The sequence below is a fragment of the Microbacterium aurantiacum genome (assembly GCF_040532595.1).
Classification (GTDB): Bacteria; Actinomycetota; Actinomycetes; order Actinomycetales; family Microbacteriaceae; genus Microbacterium; species Microbacterium chocolatum_B.
The window spans coordinates 59,816-74,581 of sequence record NZ_JBEVYX010000003.1 but is presented as its reverse complement, the minus strand read 5'-3'; the positions used below and the strand labels follow the sequence as shown (position 1 = coordinate 74,581).

The window sequence follows — 14,766 nt, the reverse complement described above, 5'->3', positions numbered from 1 at the left end:
GCATCACTCGCGCGCACGCCCACGAGCCACCGGGATCCCGTTGGTCGGCACGTTGCAAAACTCCGTTGCAGAAGGATCGCGTCTACGTGGTGGCGCGTTGGAGTGCGCGGTAGACGGTGGATCGGGCGACGCCGAAGAGTTCGGCTACCTCAGCTGTGGTGTGTGTTCCGCCTCGGTAGAGGCTGACGAGGTGTGCTTCTTGCTTCGGGGACAGCTTGGGTTGCTTGCCGCGGAGGCGGCCTTTGGCTTTGGCGACGGCCATGCCTTCGCGTGTTCGTGCTCGGATGAGGTCGGCTTCGAACTCGGCGACCATGCCGAGGACGTTGAAGAGGAGCCGGCCTACGGGGTCGGTGGGGTCGTAGACGCTGCCGCCGAGGTTGAGGGAGACGCCTTTGCGGGTGAGTTCGTCGGCGATGTCTCGTGCGTCGGGTAGGGAGCGGGCGAGGCGGTCGAGTTTGGTGACGACGAGGACGTCGCCGGCGCGGGTGGCGGCGAGGGCTTCTCGTAGTCCGGGGCGTGCTCGGTTGGTGCCGGTGAGTCCGTGGTCGACGTAGATGGCGTCGGGTTGGACGCCGAGGTCGTGGAGGGCGTTGAGTTGCGCGGTGAGATCTTGCTCGTTGGTGGAGACGCGGGCATAGCCGATGAGCATGGTCGGACTGTAGCCGTTTGGGGTCCCTTTACCGGGCATTTTTGCGGGCGGGTCTCACGGGAATCGTCGTGTGGCGGTTTCCCGAGGTTGTTCGGGATCGCAGCGGGCGCGGTTGTGTGTCCCGGTGGGGGACCGGCTTGCGCGACGCCTAAGCCGGTCGGAGTGTCGACGCCGACAGTTCTGTTGAAGCGGGCTCGTGCCTGGATCGTCGTCCTCACCGGCCTTCGGTTACGACAGTGACCGCCCCTGGCTAACTCTGAAGCCGGGTCGTCCGACTACCTTTTAGGTGACGGGATAAGGGCTCGCCAGAATCTGGCGAAACGAGTGCAGATACGGAGGTCCCGTGAAGTCGGATCCATCCGTAGATTGGGCGGCTCTGTATCAGAAGCACCGCGCGGCGATGTACGGAGTCGCGTACGAAGTATTGCGCGGAAGGGGCCATGTCGATCTGGCTGCCGATGCCGTGCAGGAAGCGATGGTTTCCTTGATGAAGAAGCCGCCGCCCGAGATGCCTCGCAGTTGGGAGGCATTGCTGGTCGCGACGGCAAAACGGCGGGCCCTGGACATGATCCGATCGGCCGCGATGGTACGCGGGGTGGAACTCTCCGAGGAGTTCCTTCCCGGCGCGGCGCCGTCGGACGAGGATGACGCCCTTGGCCGGCTCGAGAAAATGGCACGAGCCCGCCCCGTAATCGCTCGGCTGGATCAGCAGGCGCACACGGTGCTCGCGCAGTACATCGTGTTGGACCGCCCGCGCAGTGACGTCGCGACCGAACTGGGTGTGACACCCGCTCGGATCAGTCAGATCGCGACGAGGGTGCTGTCCGAGATCAACGCAGCGGTGCAGGAAGGAGGATGACGATGAGTACAGAAGACAGAGACGACGATATCGCGCGCATCCTCGACGCACGCGAGGGCCGGTCGGCGGTCGAAGCCGCGGACGCCACGACCAACGAAGGATCCAATCTTCGCGACCTCGCCTCTGCAGCCGACCTGGCCTGGGCGAGCGCACAGACCCCGCCACCGCTGGCAGATGATCCAGTCGCCGCCATGCTCGGCCTCGTTCCCGACCCCGACCTTGAATTGGACAGCAAAGCCTTCGCAAGCGCACGCAAACGCGCGGGCTTCACGATCAGCTCATTCGCCGCGAGGCTCACCACCAGAGGCTGGGATGTATCAAGCAAAGATGTCTTCGCGTGGGAGAGCGGAAAGAGCCTGCCGCATATCCCCGCGCTCATCACCGCGCTCGCTGAGGAAACCGGCGTCGACCCGGATCGACTGCGGAGACAGTCAAGAGTCGACCCAGAGCGGGCGAGGCTCGCGGCGGTTGTGGCGTCGACGACGTTCCAGCGCCTCGCTGAGCGGTGGGCGCGTCTGCAGGGTACGACCGTGGCGATTGCATCCTCTGCGTTGGAGTCGCGAATGTTGGTCGCCGTGCATCGCGGAGGAGCTCCCGACGCGGAGGTGCTGCTCGACTCGCTCGAGGCGATGGTTAGCGCGGTGGAGGACACTCAAGAGTCATGAACCTGGGGCCGTGGGTACATCAGGCGATCACAATTCTTGACGCGCCCACGCGCGAGCAGTTCGCGCTCGACCCGCATGATGCACTCACGAATCAGCTCGGGCTGACGGTGCGTCCGGTCGACTCATTGTCCAGCAGTCGGGACGATGGCGGCTTCTGCGATGGGATGTCATTCCTCGACGACGGTGTGATCCTGTACGCGCCGACGCCGAACAGTCGCCGACAGAACTTCACCCTTGCCCACGAACTGGGCCATTGGATTGTCGAGCGTGACCACGGTCTCTTCGATTGGATTGCCGACCAGTCCGATCCGCCGGCCCTGCTGGAAACAGTATGTGACCAGATCGCTCAGCGACTTCTGCTACCCGAAGCACTCACAACAGAGGTGGTCGGAACCGACCTGGTCCGGGCCCACCACGTGCAGGACCTCTACGACAACAGCCAGGCCAGTTACCAGGCATGTGCGATCGCGATTGCACGGCGTATCCAAGGACTTGGCGCAGTCGTCCTCATCAACCGCTTCGACGGGCAGGTTCATCACGCGAGCATCCAACCGGACCCGGACGACGGGTGGCCCGTTGTCTATCCGTGGCGCGGGCAGGTGCTGCAGGACGCTCATGCGCTGCGAGAGATTCTCCCGGGATTGACGCTGACTCGACGGATCACCTGGCGGGACTCGTGGGGGCGAACGGAGGACTTCTACGCGGACGCCGTCTCCGACGACCGCCGCGTGATCGCCATCCTCGCCGGACACGACATCTGGAAAGTCGACCCTGGCTACATGATCCAACCCCGCGACTTCGACACCCGCCCTCTCCTGACTATCTACTGCTGTGGACAAGACCGCACCTTCCGCGGCTACCCGTGCCCGACGTGTGGGAAGGGGTTCTGCCCCGTCTGCAAGAACTGCCATTGCGATCTCACCTCGAAGACCGAGGAAGCCTGTCGGGGCACCTGCTTCCAGCTTTTCCAGCGTCATCTGCTGGTCGACGGCCTCTGCGAGGACTGCCGCTAACTCAATCGCCCTCTGCTCCGACTACTTAGTGAGGGGCTGACCGTCAGCCCCGGAGATGGAGCCGGACATGGCGAAGAACACGGGACGCGGTCACCGCGTCGGAGCGGTCAAGGGTCGCAGCGAGTTCCAGGTCGGGAAGACCTGGTTCAAGCGCGACACCGCAACGGGCCGCATCCTCAACGGCAGCCCGAACCAGCACAAGGGCGTCCGCAACGAGAAGTGATCGAAGCGGAGCCAGCCCCGCGTTGGCTCCGCTCGTCACCGACTTCATCTCACCCTTATCAAGCGAAGGCATGAATCATGGCAGATCGACGAGTAACCCACAGCCGCAAGAATCGTGACGGCGATATCACCGCCATTGGCAACCCCGGCCAGTTCTGGTCGCCGCGCGCCAAGGCGGACGCCATCCGCGACATCGAGACCCGCGTGCACACCTACTACGTGCAGTGGCCCGAGCAGCGCACCGAAATCCGTGTCGTCAACGGTACGACGGGGAAGTACCTCCGCACGGACCGTGACAACACCACCCGAAACAACTTGGACGACCTTCCCGACCTCTGAGGAGCGCTGATGCGGGAGCGGACGTCGACGCCAGCTCCCGTGTCGACGTTCCCGATTCTCGCTCGATACAGTGCGGACAGAGAGGCACCCCATGACAACCGAGAGTTTCCGCCGACTGACCCGAGCCGTCATCGCCGCGTCCGTTGCGAACGAGTGGAGCGCCGCCATCATGGAATGGGACGTCACCGAACTCGAGGAGGATCCCACGGGAAGCGGGGAATGCGTCTGCGGGCAACAGGAACTCGTGTTGCTGTTCACCATCACGAACAAGCGCAATGGCGCCCAGCTTCACCCGATCGGCAGCACCTGCGTTCAAAAGTTCGGCCGCACCGACCTCAACCGTCAGGTGACTCTCTACAGCGACCTTTTCCGTCTCCGTGCCGCCATCCTCGACAACAAGCACGTTGCCCTCACCAGCGACTACTTCTCCCGGGCGATGATCGAGTACCTCAACGACGAGGGAGCCTTCACGCCCGATCAGTGGGATACGGATGGTGGATACGCGTTCACCCTGAACATGTTCAACAAGCGCAAGAAGGACGAGATCTCCGGGCCCCAACGTGCCAAGATCACCGTCCTCCTCAGCCGGAAGATCCTCCCATTCGTGCTCGCAGACGAGAGGCTGGGCTGAGCCGTGTCTCGCACCATGATGCCGTCGGCAGGGGACGGCCGCGCGCTCATCTCTGGATCGGCTTCTGGACGCCCCAAAGGCTTCTCGCGCTGAGAGAGGGCAGCCACCGTCCCGCCAGCGAAAGCAGTGTTGTGGGCACCGTCCGCTTTGGCTGCCTCGGACCTGACGACCTGACAATTGGTCGACGATCTAGAGGAGCGAACATCTTCGCCAGTCCTGACCGGGTTGACCGAACTGTTGCGTAAGCGAAATAATTCAGTCATGGCGCAGTTGAGTGTTCCTGACGTAGCCAGTCAGTTGAACGTGTCCCCGCAACGGGTGCGTGCGATGTTGCGTAGTGGCATTCTGCGCGGAGAGCAGCTTGGCGGGCGGTGGCTGGTTGATGCGGCCAGTCTGGGCGCTGCGGGCAAGCCTGCGGGCCGCCCGTTTAGCGAACGCGTGGCGTGGGGCCTGGTCGATGTCGTCGAAGGTGATCTGGCGGTCGAGCTCGCGCCGTCTGAGCGGTCTCGACTCAAGGTTCGGTGGAATGCGCTGCTCGATTCCGATGACTGCGCGCGCCTGCTCAGCGCCGTGATGGCACGCCGTGCCGAGCGGTCTCGGTGGTCGGCGCCTGATCCGGCAGGGCTGTTCGATGATGACAGGTTCGTGCCGTCGGGCAAGAGTGACCCGCGTTCGGGAATTTCGGTTGGCGTTTACGCAGAGGGGTACGTTCAGGAGTCTGACTTTGAAGACCTCGTCGCGGACCACCTTCTGGTGCCTGCTCGCGGGCGTGAGAACGTTCTTCTTCGAAAGGTGTATCGCCCGTTGCCAGTGCCGCTTCCGTGGCTGGTTGTAGCCGCGGACCTCGCCGACGGTGACGCCCGTGAGGTGCAGCAGGCAGAGCTTCTGCTGAAGAGATATGCCGCTCGTGCCTGATCGGACGATTGCGATGCCCATCATGACGGAGGCCCAAGAAGCGGGCTGGTATGCGTTGATGGATCTGTACAAGGCGTGCCCTCAGGGCTGGGCGCTCGTCGGCGGGCAGCTGGTGCATCTGTGGTGCGCCGAGCGGCAGACGTTCGTTGCGCGTCCGACAGACGACGCTGACGCAGTCCTGGATGTGCGCGAACACCCCGATATCCACTATCGGGTGACCGCGGTTCTCCAGGGGATGGGGTTCACTGCCGAGACGACCAGCGAGGGGGTGCAACACCGTTGGGTGAAGGGCAAGGCGGTAATCGATCTGCTGATCCCTCGACATCTGGGCGAGGTTGCCTCGAACAAGCCCGGCGCTGGCGGCGGGAGGACGATCGCCACGCCGGGTGCGCAGAAGGTGCTGAATCGCACCGAGGTCGTGCATGTGCAAGTTGGCTACCGCGTGGGCGGGATCCCGCGACCGACGCTGCTTGGAGCGATCATTGGAAAAGCGTCCGCGTATACGGTCGCGCTCGACGGTAACCGCGATCGGCACCTCGGTGACCTCGTCGTGTTGGCGAGCATGCTTCAGCCCAAGGATGTCCGAACGGACCTGATGGACGGGCTCGAGCTCACGCGCGTGGCGAACGCCGTGGGGCACGCGAGGAACAAGCCGGCGACCTGGGCGTACGTTCCGGGAGGGGCAGATGCGTTGGACAGGCTTGCGGCCGTTGTGAATCGACAGCGCCGTTCTCGTGAGCTCGGGAAGCTACCCGCCGAGCAGTGACGTCACCGCGATAGCTTGCGCGCTGAGAAGCCCGCCGAGTGCACCCGCAGTTGTATCGCCGAGGAAAGAACCGAGCGCGGTGAGCGCCCGCTTGGTCCGTGAGGGCGAATTGGTTTCGACCGCATGGCGTGCATCCGCAACGAGGGCTGCGGCTGTTGTGCTCATGTCGGGGGGCAGTGTTGACAGGGCTTGTTCGATCGCATCGAGCACCGCCGTGGACTTGGCGGCCCACTCACTGTCGACGAGGAATACCTGGTTGGAGCCAGGGCTCGCGTTCGCGACGTTCGCATTGCCGTGCACCGTCGTGTTGAAGTACTGCGGAGCTGGCTGATGCGGCTCGTCGTGAACGGACCGATTCTTCTCGATGACTAACCTCCCGCGTGCGGTGAGCTGTGGCTGTGCGGGCGCCGGGTACGAGTAGCGACCTTCGCCCTCGATGAAGCCGTTATTCTTCAGCCGGGTACCGGCTTTCATTAGCTCTTGATCTGTGTAGGGCGATCCGTAGAAGCCAGGCGATGTCGCAAGGTAGTCGCTGACGGTTGGATGTAGGCCTTGTTCTTCTGTCTGCACGTAGAGCCACCGAAGGTACGCGTCCTGAAGTTCCCGAACCCGCAACGTTGGGTCCGAGCGCATGCGATCGAACTGCATCGCGAGGTCCTTGCCGTGTGGCTGGAGAAACACGGTGTTCAGCCCATCTCCGCCGCGAAAGCCGATGACGAGGCGCTGATCCCACAGGCCCTGCAGAATGTCTTCGAGGGAGTCCCGGTCGATGTCGAGGGCACCGTCAAGATGCCGCTCGAGGTCGTCTGTGGCCACGCCTTCTCCAGTCTTGCCGTGGGCAACCTGATAGACGGCCAAGAGGACGCGCAGGCGGCGGGCGTCGCTGGGGGTGAGTTTGTTCACGACATCAGCGTACGAGCGGCTGTCGACATGAGACCGCTGGGTGATGACTGTTCGATCGAGTTGATCGGGCTCGCGATGGGAACCCGCCCGCTGAGCTGAGACACCCGCAGACACGTGCCGTTGTTCACCGCTCGACGGGGCGTTGGGCTGTGACGCCAGTTCGCGCATGAAGGGGAGGGGGGAGTCTTCCCAGCGAGGCCGCGGAGCGGTCGGGCAGTTGGGGTCCCGCTGTCCACCTGTGGGCGGGTGGAGCCCGGACGGAGCTCGGGCCGTCCACAGGTGGTCAGGGGGTTACGTCAGCCGCTGTAGGACTAACCGACGCTACCGTTCTCGGCGGCGTCGGCCGGCGTCGTGGTCGTGGCCGCACTCGACGACGATCTACGCGCTGGGCGCTGGCGCGGTGTGCGCTTCTTACCGGCCTCGGCGAAGCCGATCTTGCGCAGCTCGGCGGACGTCCAGCCGGCGTCGATCGCTGCGCTGTAGGCGCGTACGTCGTCGCGTTCGGCGGCGTCGACCTTCTCGCGCTCTTCACGCTCGACCTGAGCGAGACGAGCCGCCGACGCGGCACGCACGTTGGCGACGTTCTGGCGCGACATCGCCAGCTCGCGAACGGAGGCCAGCCGGTGGTCCATCGCGCGCTGCGCGCGCTCGACTGCTTCTTCTGGGGAGAGTTCCTTAGCCATGCGACCAGCCTACGGATGGCGCGCCGTCCACCCGACGTTCCTCGCACCTGCAGCAGAACCGTCGCGGCGAAGACGCGACCACCCCCGGCGATAACCGTGAGCGGCTGTGAGAGAAGCCCTTGACGGAGCAAGCTATACAGTTATATGACATAACTGGCTTTGACCGCTCGACATGCGTCGTGAGGTGCGACACACTTGATGTGTGTGGTCCCCGCAGGGGCGGGGTCGCTGCGCTGGGCCGAAGGGAGGGTGAGCATGTCGGATGAGACGCCTTCGCCTCGCCCGTCGCAGCGTCGTCGTCGGGGGAATGTGGCGGGTGGTCGTGTGGCGCGTCACGTGGTCACGGCCAGTCCTGAGGAGGAGGGTGCGCTGCTGCGCCTGGCTCTCGCGCAGGGTGTGACGATCCCGCGTCTTCTAGTGGAGAGTGCGCTGGCGTTGGATGCGGGGGAGACGGTGTCTGAGCGGCGTGCGTTGATCACGAAGCTGTACGAGCTGCACCGTCTGCTTGCGGCTATCTCGAACAACGTGAATCAGATTGCGAAGGCGACGAACGCTACTCGCGAGCTGCACCCCGAGACGTCCGCGACTCTCGCCGCTGTCCGCGCCACGGCAATGCGGATCGACGAGCTGACCGATGAACTGAGTTTGACGTGATGCCGAACATCACGCGGGGCGATCGCATGTCGGGCCTCGTGACGTATCTCGTCGGTGGCGGTCGCCACAACGAGCACACCGAACCGCACCTGGTCGCAGGGGATGACGCGCTCATGGCCTGGTACGACGAGGCCGAGCTAAGCCGTGACAGTGGTTTGGCGATCGCACGTCACCTGGACCGCCCGCACACGCAGCTTGGGGTGGACGTCAAGGGCGGTCACGTCTGGCACGCCTCCCTCTCACTGCGCGCGGAGGAGGGCATCAAGACCGACGCCGAATGGAACGCGATCGCGACCGACTTCGTGGCTGCGATGGGGTTCGACGACAACGACGGGACGAAGGCACCGTGCCGTTGGGTGGCGGTTCGTCACGGCCTGTCAAAGGCCGGAAACGACCACGTGCACATCGCCGTCAACCTCGTTCGCGAGGACGGCACGAAGGCGTCGACTCACCTCGACTACGTGCGCGCGCAGAACGCAGCACGAGCGCTCGAAGTGAAGCACGGCCTAGAGCTGTTGGAGTCGTCAAAGGGCGAGCGCGCGACGCGCGGTTACAGCCCCGCCGAACAGGCCAAGGTCGAGGAGCGTTCGGCGCTGTTCGCACAGCGGAAGTACGAAGCGCACGCCGAGAAGATCGGCGGCGACGTCACGCCCTGGCACCAGCTCGACCCGCGCGAACGGCAGTCGCGCATCACTGCAGAGATTCGTCTGAACGCGCCGCGTAACGACCTTGCTCGGAAGGTGCGCGCGTGCGCGAGTGCGAGCGAGAACGAGGCTGAGTTCGTGCGCCGGTTGCGCCGGTCCGGTGTCGTCGTCCGGCCCCGTTACGCGGACGGTCAGGCCGACGTCATCACCGGTTACTCGGTGGCGGCGAAGCCCGGGCCGGGGGAGCGTCCCATTTGGTATGGCGGTGGTCACATGGGCCGTGACCTCACCCTCCCGAGGCTCCGCGCCGAGTGGCCCGACAGTGCGACCGGTGCGATGGATGCCGCGGCCGAGTGGAACGCCGCGAAGCGCAACCAGCGACCCGTCTCACCGGGTCGCGAGACGGCCGAGCCTGACCCCGAGCTGTGGGATCGATACACCGCCGAGCTGGGGGAGCTGCGCGAGACGCTGCGGTCGGTTCCGCTCGATGAACGTGAGACGTGGGCGCGTGTGGCGCGGCAGACGTCGGGCGCGTTCGCGGCATGGTCCAACGCCGTCGAGGAGATTCCCGGCGACCTCGCCGCGGCATCCGACGAGCTCGCGAAGTCCGCGCAGACCTACCGCGGCCACACGAAACCCGAGAAGGCGGGGCGCGTGTCGGCCGGGGGTGCGGCGATGCTTCTTGCCAGCGCCGCCCGTGGCGGTCAGGGAACCGCTGCGCAAGCCGCGATGCTGCGGCAGCTCATGAACCTCACCCAGGCGGTCTACGACGCCGCGAAGGCCGCGCAACAGGCACGTCATGCGGAAGCGATCGCGACCGACGTCCGCGCGCGACTGGTGCGCGTGCGTGAAGCTCTGCCGGCGACGTCGACGACGGCCGCCACGCCCGCGGACACGAAGACCGCGCCGCGCCGCATCGACATGTCCGCGGTCGTCGACGAGGCGACCCGTGAGGCGCTGGACAAGATGAACCGGGCTGAGGAGAACCGGCGCAAGGGAACGACCTCGCCGCTCCCGTCGACGATCGAACCGACCCGCCCCCGCACGACTGCGACCCTCCGGCCTGACAATGGCCCGGAACGATGAGAGGAGCCACGTCATGGCCGATGAAAGCGACGGCATTTCTGAAGCGTTCGAGGGGCAGCTTCGCGTCGCGGTGACAGCCGCCGGCCGCGTGGGCGAAATCATCGCCCGACAGCGCGAGCAAGCATCTCGACGAGCGCAGGCCGAGAGCCAGCAGCAAGCCCGCGAACTGGCATCCCGGTTCGAGGCCGAACGGCAACTCGTGCGCGCCCAGTTCAGCGGCGTCTACCGGAACGACTGGTGGGAACGCGCGACCCCCGAGCAGATCGGTACGACGTTGGCCACGGCACGCGCGTGGGGCAACGAAGACCCCGAGGCCGTGCGCGCCGAGGCGCACATGCGAGACGAGCTGCGCACCCGCTACGGGATTGACATCGCCCAGGCCGGCGGCGACCCTCAGGCGGTGCAAGCAGCCATCGACGCCGAGCTGCTGCGTCGACAGTCCGAGACGGAACGCCAGCGTGGTACCGGCGAGGAGGCAGAAGCAGCGCTGCTGATGCGCGAAGCCGACCGTGCCGACCGTCAGGCCGAGGCCGCGGACCAACACGCCGAGAACACCCCCGAGGGCTCCGAGGAACGCACCCAGGCGCGTGAGGAGGCGCAGTCACACGAGCGCGCAGCCAAGTCCGCTCGATCCGAGGCCGGCCCCAAGTACGACTCCGCAGAACGCCGGCAAGCCGACGCGAACAACCTCGGAGCGAGGGGCATTGACAGGGAGGCCGTGAGCGCGAAGATGAGCGCCGACGTCGGTAACGCGAAGCCGGCCACTGAGGCCGTCAAGGGCGCACCCGCGACCGCCGCGAAGTCGAAGCCGGCACGCTCGGCCGCGGCACGCGTGCAGCGTTCAGAGCTGGGACGCTGAGCGCCGTCTAAGCGCGCGAGAGGGACCGGTCCTAGGCGGTAAAGCCGAGCCTGCCACCGAGGCCGTCAGGGGCGCCCCGTCAGCAGGCGCGAGGTCGCGTTCGACCCGTTCGCCCACGAGTCGTGTGGAGCGAGCCGAGCTTGGCCGGTGAACCGGACGAGCCTGTTGCAAAAACATGGCCTATGCACAGGAAAACCCGAGAAAGGGTAGACACCTGCTCCTGTGCCGTGCTTGTGTGTGACTCGTCGCGATGGCTGACCCCCCTGTCGGCGTCTCCCCGTTGGAGATTCCCATGCTTGAGCGCTAACAGAGTTGTGCGTCGAAAGGGTGTCCCCAATGCGCGTTGCGCGTGCCTGCATCACTGCTGTCCTGGTCTCCAGCCTGATCGTTGTTGGCGGTGTTACTGCACCAGCGAACGCCGTGAACGCAGCGTCGGCAGTGGCCCCTCAAGACGTTCTTGATCCTGAGGTGCAAGAGGCACTGTGGACTCCCCCTGAGGACGCGGTGGGGGGAGCTGCCCCCGAGCCAAACCCGCCTGCGCAGGACTGGGCGCCCGGAGTGGACGCTGACCAGGAGCCCGACAAGAGCGACACCTCTGATGATGGCGACGGGATCGCGCCCGAGGGCGAGGAGAGCGTCGGCAGCCCGGAGAGCCGCAGTGGCGAGCTGATGGCGCCGATGGCGGCGCCAGCAGGCACGGAGCCGGCGAAGCCTGGCCTCGGCGAGCTGCCGTGGTTCGCGTTCCAGGACTTCAACCTCTGGGAGCGCTCAACGGTTCGCGTCAACCTCGCTAACGGCAACGTTGTTGTGAAAGCGAACGATTCCGAGATTGCTGTCCCTGGTTTTGGCCTACGGCAAGACCGGTTCTACAACGGGCTTGACACCGCGTCGGGTTCCCTCGGTGGCGGCTGGAAATCTAACAACACCGCCGGCGACGTAGGGGTTATCGACGGCGGAACGTGGGTCGACTACTACGCGGTGAACGGAGCCAAGTTCCGATTCACCGCTTCCGGCAGCAGCTTCACCGCCCCGAACGGGTCGAATCTGACGCTGAGGAAGGACGTCAACTCGACAACGGCTCGCTACGTTGTGGAGTCAAACAAGACCGCCGAGAAATGGAAGTTCTCAACGACGGGGTGGCTGACCTCGACCACTGACCGGAACAATGTTGGCGAGAGCTACAGCTATACCGACAACCGCATCTCCGCCGTCACACACACGAACGGCAGGGGCTACAACTTCACCTACACCTCTGGTCGGCTCACCCGCGTGACCGACACCGGCGCCCGCGCCGTCGACTACACCTACGATTCGTCCGGGCGCCTCCGCACCGTGAAGCTCCCGGGCCAATATGACGCGACCACCTACACGTATGACTCCGTCGGGCGGCTCTCCACAATCACCGCTCCCAGTTCCAGCGGCAGCAATGTCACGACCTCCCTGGCGGTCACGACGTTGGAGTACGACGCATCGCATCGGGTGAGCAAAGTCATACGTCAGGTCAGCAGCTCCGCGACCGTCACGACGCAGTTCACCTATAACGCGGGTGAGACAGTCGTCACAGACCCGAACGGGAACACATCCAAGTTCAAGATCGACGGGGAGGGGCGGGTGACCGAGACCTATGACGGCTTGAACCGAAAGCGGTCGCAGACCTGGACAGCCAACAGTGACGTGCAAACCACGACGGACGCCCTTGCACAAGGCAATCAGACGGTCTACACCTACGATGGCAATGCCAATCAGACTCGCGCGCAGCTCCCCACGGGCGCCGCCGCTTCCGCCGCCTATGCAATCGGTGCGAACTGTTCCGCCCCGAATACGGGAACAGCGTTCCAGCCCAAGTGCTCCACAGACGCAGCCGGCAACACCAAGCAGTACCAGTACGACGCATCAGGGAACCTGACCAAACAGACCAACACCACCGGCGGCACTTCTCAGACAGAGTTCGAGAACACCTACGACAACGCCAACCGCAGCGTCTGCGGCGGATTCGCAGGGCAGATCTGCTCGACGAAGGACGGCCGAGGCAAGACCACCTCCTACACGTACGACACCGCTGGCAACATGACGAAGATCACCCCTCCGTCACCGATGGGCGCGACCACGTACACCTACGACTCGATGGGTCGCGTCACCAGCACGACCGATGGGAACGGCCAGACCGTCACCTACGGGTACGACCAGCTCGATAGGGTCCTGACAACGCAGTACCCGTCATCGGCGACGATCACGACGAGATACTTCCCCGGGGGTCTGATCGCGTCCGAATCGGACGGTATCGGTACCTTCAACCGTAAAACCTACTCATACGACCGACTTGGACGCCTGCTCGAATACAAGGCGAATAGTCCGGTAACCCCCCCCATCCATACGTACACCTATGACGGGGTCGGCAACATGCTCTCCTTCGCTGACCGGTTCGGCGCGACCACCTCCTACACCTACGACGCGGCGAACCAACTCAGCAGCATTCGTGAACCAAACGGTACCTGCCCAACTACGGGCAACCCCGCCCCAAGCTCTGGCTGCGTCATGATGCAGTACGACAACAACGGGAACGAGACCAAGCGCATCTACCCGGGAGGCGCTGTCGTTGACACCGCTCGCGACCGGTCCGGTCGCCCCACCCGCATCACCGGCAAGGGAGCCAACGGCGCCACCGCTGTCGATATCGCTTATAGTTTCGCGTTCCCCGGAACCAACGTCGACCAGACAAACGTTCAGGTGCGCACCGCCCACCGCGAACAAGGCATCACCAACGGCGCAGCAACGACCTACACCTACGACAGCAGAAACCGCCTCACCAAAGCGGAGGAAAAGTCTGGGTCCAACGTGACCGCATCCTGGGCATACAGCTACGACGGAGCCTCGAATCGAACCCGTCAAGTGCGCTCCGGCAGCACAGGGGCCACCGCCGGCACCATCAACTACACATACAATGACGCGAACCAGATCACCTCTGCGACGGGCCAGTCCATGACATGGAGCTACGACGGCGCGGGCCAGCAGACGCAAAAGGGCCTGGGCGGCCAAAACATCGCGTACAACGACCGTCTCCAAGCAGCATCTATCGGCGAAACCCCCCAGACATACTTGGGGGTGGGTAATAACGACCGCCGCACGTCCGGAAACACCACATATGAGACCGGAGCACTCGGCCTCATCAAAGCAAACGACACCGTTTACACCCGAACCCCCGATGGCTCCGCGATCGGCAGCCGCAGCACGTCGGCCAGTTACTACGCCACAGACCATCTCGGTTCCGTCGTCGGTATCTTCTCCGATACTGGCGCCTATCTCGGCGGATACTCCTATTCGCCGTACGGAGAACCCCGCAGCACCGACACCAACTCCGCCGTCACCGGCAACATTCTTCGCTACATCGGTGGTGAGCTAGACAGCTCCGGCCTATACAAGCTCGGCGCCCGTTACTACGACACCTCACTCGGTCGATTCACCCAGATGGATCCCAGCGGACAAGAGACGAACCCCTACGGATACGCTGCATGCAACCCGACTAACCGATCTGACCCGAGCGGCTTGTACAGCGTCGTGCGGACCGCGGTCTTCGGATTGGCAACTGGTCTCGGCACTGCCGCAGGTGGCTGCGTGGTGGGGGCAATCATAGGTTCACCTGTCGGTCCTCCTGGAGCGGGCGCGGGGTGCGTGTTTGGTGCTCTGACTGGTTTCATCGCCGGGGCAGTTGGAGGTGTCGTGACTGACGTGATCGTTCAAGGGTTCGGCTACTGATGGCCATTGAAGCTTCTCGGTTCTATCGGGTTTGGCTCGTCGGTGGCGCTGTGGTCGCGGCACTAGGTGTCGCGATGGCAGTCCTCGTCGCCTTTTCTTCATCTGAGGGAGGCTCGGTAGCCGGG

The 14,766-nt window shown here is 64.6% G+C and carries 15 protein-coding genes; 12 read left to right on the top strand and 3 right to left on the bottom strand.

All coding sequences use genetic code 11. The annotated features are described in order from the left end of the window. Window positions 1-82: 82 nt before the first annotated feature. The gene (locus tag ABXJ56_RS15725) at window positions 83-649 is read right to left on the bottom strand and encodes a recombinase family protein (protein ID WP_354000665.1); all 567 of its coding nucleotides are present in this window, start codon (window positions 647-649) and stop codon (window positions 83-85) included. Between the two features lie 343 nt (window positions 650-992). Here ABXJ56_RS15725 and ABXJ56_RS15720 point away from each other — a divergent pair, with 343 nt between their 5' ends. The 8 genes from ABXJ56_RS15720 to ABXJ56_RS15685 all read left to right on the top strand — a co-directional run bounded on the left by ABXJ56_RS15720 (window position 993) and on the right by ABXJ56_RS15685 (window position 6,059). After that, window positions 993-1,508: a sigma-70 family RNA polymerase sigma factor gene (locus tag ABXJ56_RS15720; protein WP_354000664.1), complete on the top strand. Its 516-nt coding sequence runs from the start codon at window positions 993-995 to the stop codon at window positions 1,506-1,508. 2 nt (window positions 1,509-1,510) lie between these two features. Continuing rightward, window positions 1,511-2,173 carry a hypothetical protein gene (locus tag ABXJ56_RS15715; RefSeq protein WP_354000663.1) on the top strand — a complete coding sequence of 221 codons (663 nt, stop codon included), beginning with the start codon at window positions 1,511-1,513 and terminating at the stop codon, window positions 2,171-2,173. Next, window positions 2,170-3,186 (top strand): ImmA/IrrE family metallo-endopeptidase, encoded by a 1,017-nt coding sequence (locus ABXJ56_RS15710; RefSeq protein ID WP_354000662.1) that lies wholly within the window; start codon window positions 2,170-2,172, stop codon window positions 3,184-3,186. Before ABXJ56_RS15715 ends, ABXJ56_RS15710 begins: the two co-directional genes overlap by 4 nt. 67 nt (window positions 3,187-3,253) lie before the next feature. Next, a complete protein-coding gene (locus tag ABXJ56_RS15705) occupies window positions 3,254-3,409 on the top strand; it encodes a hypothetical protein (protein ID WP_354000661.1) in 156 nt (51 codons plus the stop codon). A gap of 77 nt (window positions 3,410-3,486) precedes the next feature. Continuing rightward, a complete protein-coding gene (locus tag ABXJ56_RS15700) occupies window positions 3,487-3,747 on the top strand; it encodes a DUF3892 domain-containing protein (RefSeq protein ID WP_354000660.1) in 261 nt (86 codons plus the stop codon). A 91-nt stretch (window positions 3,748-3,838) separates the two neighbouring features. Then, complete coding sequence (locus ABXJ56_RS15695; protein WP_354000659.1) at window positions 3,839-4,378, top strand: hypothetical protein; 540 nt, start codon at window positions 3,839-3,841, stop codon at window positions 4,376-4,378. Window positions 4,379-4,639: 261 nt separating this feature from the next. After that, a complete protein-coding gene (locus tag ABXJ56_RS15690; RefSeq protein WP_354000658.1) occupies window positions 4,640-5,293 on the top strand; it encodes a helix-turn-helix domain-containing protein in 654 nt (217 codons plus the stop codon). Between the two features lie 13 nt (window positions 5,294-5,306). Next, window positions 5,307-6,059: a hypothetical protein gene (locus ABXJ56_RS15685; protein WP_354000657.1), complete on the top strand. Its 753-nt coding sequence runs from the start codon at window positions 5,307-5,309 to the stop codon at window positions 6,057-6,059. Here the strand turns inward: ABXJ56_RS15685 and ABXJ56_RS15680 are convergent. Both ABXJ56_RS15680 and ABXJ56_RS15675 read right to left on the bottom strand, forming a co-directional pair. After that, on the bottom strand, window positions 6,042-6,962 hold the full coding sequence (locus ABXJ56_RS15680; protein WP_354000656.1) for a hypothetical protein: 921 nt from the start codon (window positions 6,960-6,962) through the stop codon (window positions 6,042-6,044). The two genes, ABXJ56_RS15685 and ABXJ56_RS15680, sit on opposite strands and share 18 nt — an antisense overlap. 311 nt (window positions 6,963-7,273) lie before the next feature. Then, window positions 7,274-7,645, bottom strand: coding sequence for a hypothetical protein (locus tag ABXJ56_RS15675; RefSeq protein ID WP_354000655.1), 372 nt, complete (start codon window positions 7,643-7,645; stop codon window positions 7,274-7,276). 255 nt (window positions 7,646-7,900) lie between these two features. Between ABXJ56_RS15675 and mobC the strand changes: the two genes are divergently transcribed. The 4 genes from mobC (at window position 7,901) to ABXJ56_RS15655 (ending at window position 14,641) form a co-directional block, all read left to right on the top strand. After that, the gene (gene mobC / locus ABXJ56_RS15670) at window positions 7,901-8,299 is read left to right on the top strand and encodes a plasmid mobilization relaxosome protein MobC (RefSeq protein WP_354000654.1); all 399 of its coding nucleotides are present in this window, start codon (window positions 7,901-7,903) and stop codon (window positions 8,297-8,299) included. Continuing rightward, entirely contained in the window at window positions 8,299-10,029 is a 1,731-nt protein-coding gene (locus ABXJ56_RS15665; protein WP_354000653.1) for a relaxase/mobilization nuclease domain-containing protein, read from the top strand. The genes mobC and ABXJ56_RS15665 overlap by 1 nt, the downstream gene beginning before the upstream one ends. 13 nt (window positions 10,030-10,042) lie before the next feature. After that, entirely contained in the window at window positions 10,043-10,888 is an 846-nt protein-coding gene (locus ABXJ56_RS15660) for a hypothetical protein (protein WP_354000652.1), read from the top strand. Between the two features lie 336 nt (window positions 10,889-11,224). After that, entirely contained in the window at window positions 11,225-14,641 is a 3,417-nt protein-coding gene (locus ABXJ56_RS15655; protein WP_354000651.1) for an RHS repeat-associated core domain-containing protein, read from the top strand. Window positions 14,642-14,766: the final 125 nt, after the last annotated feature.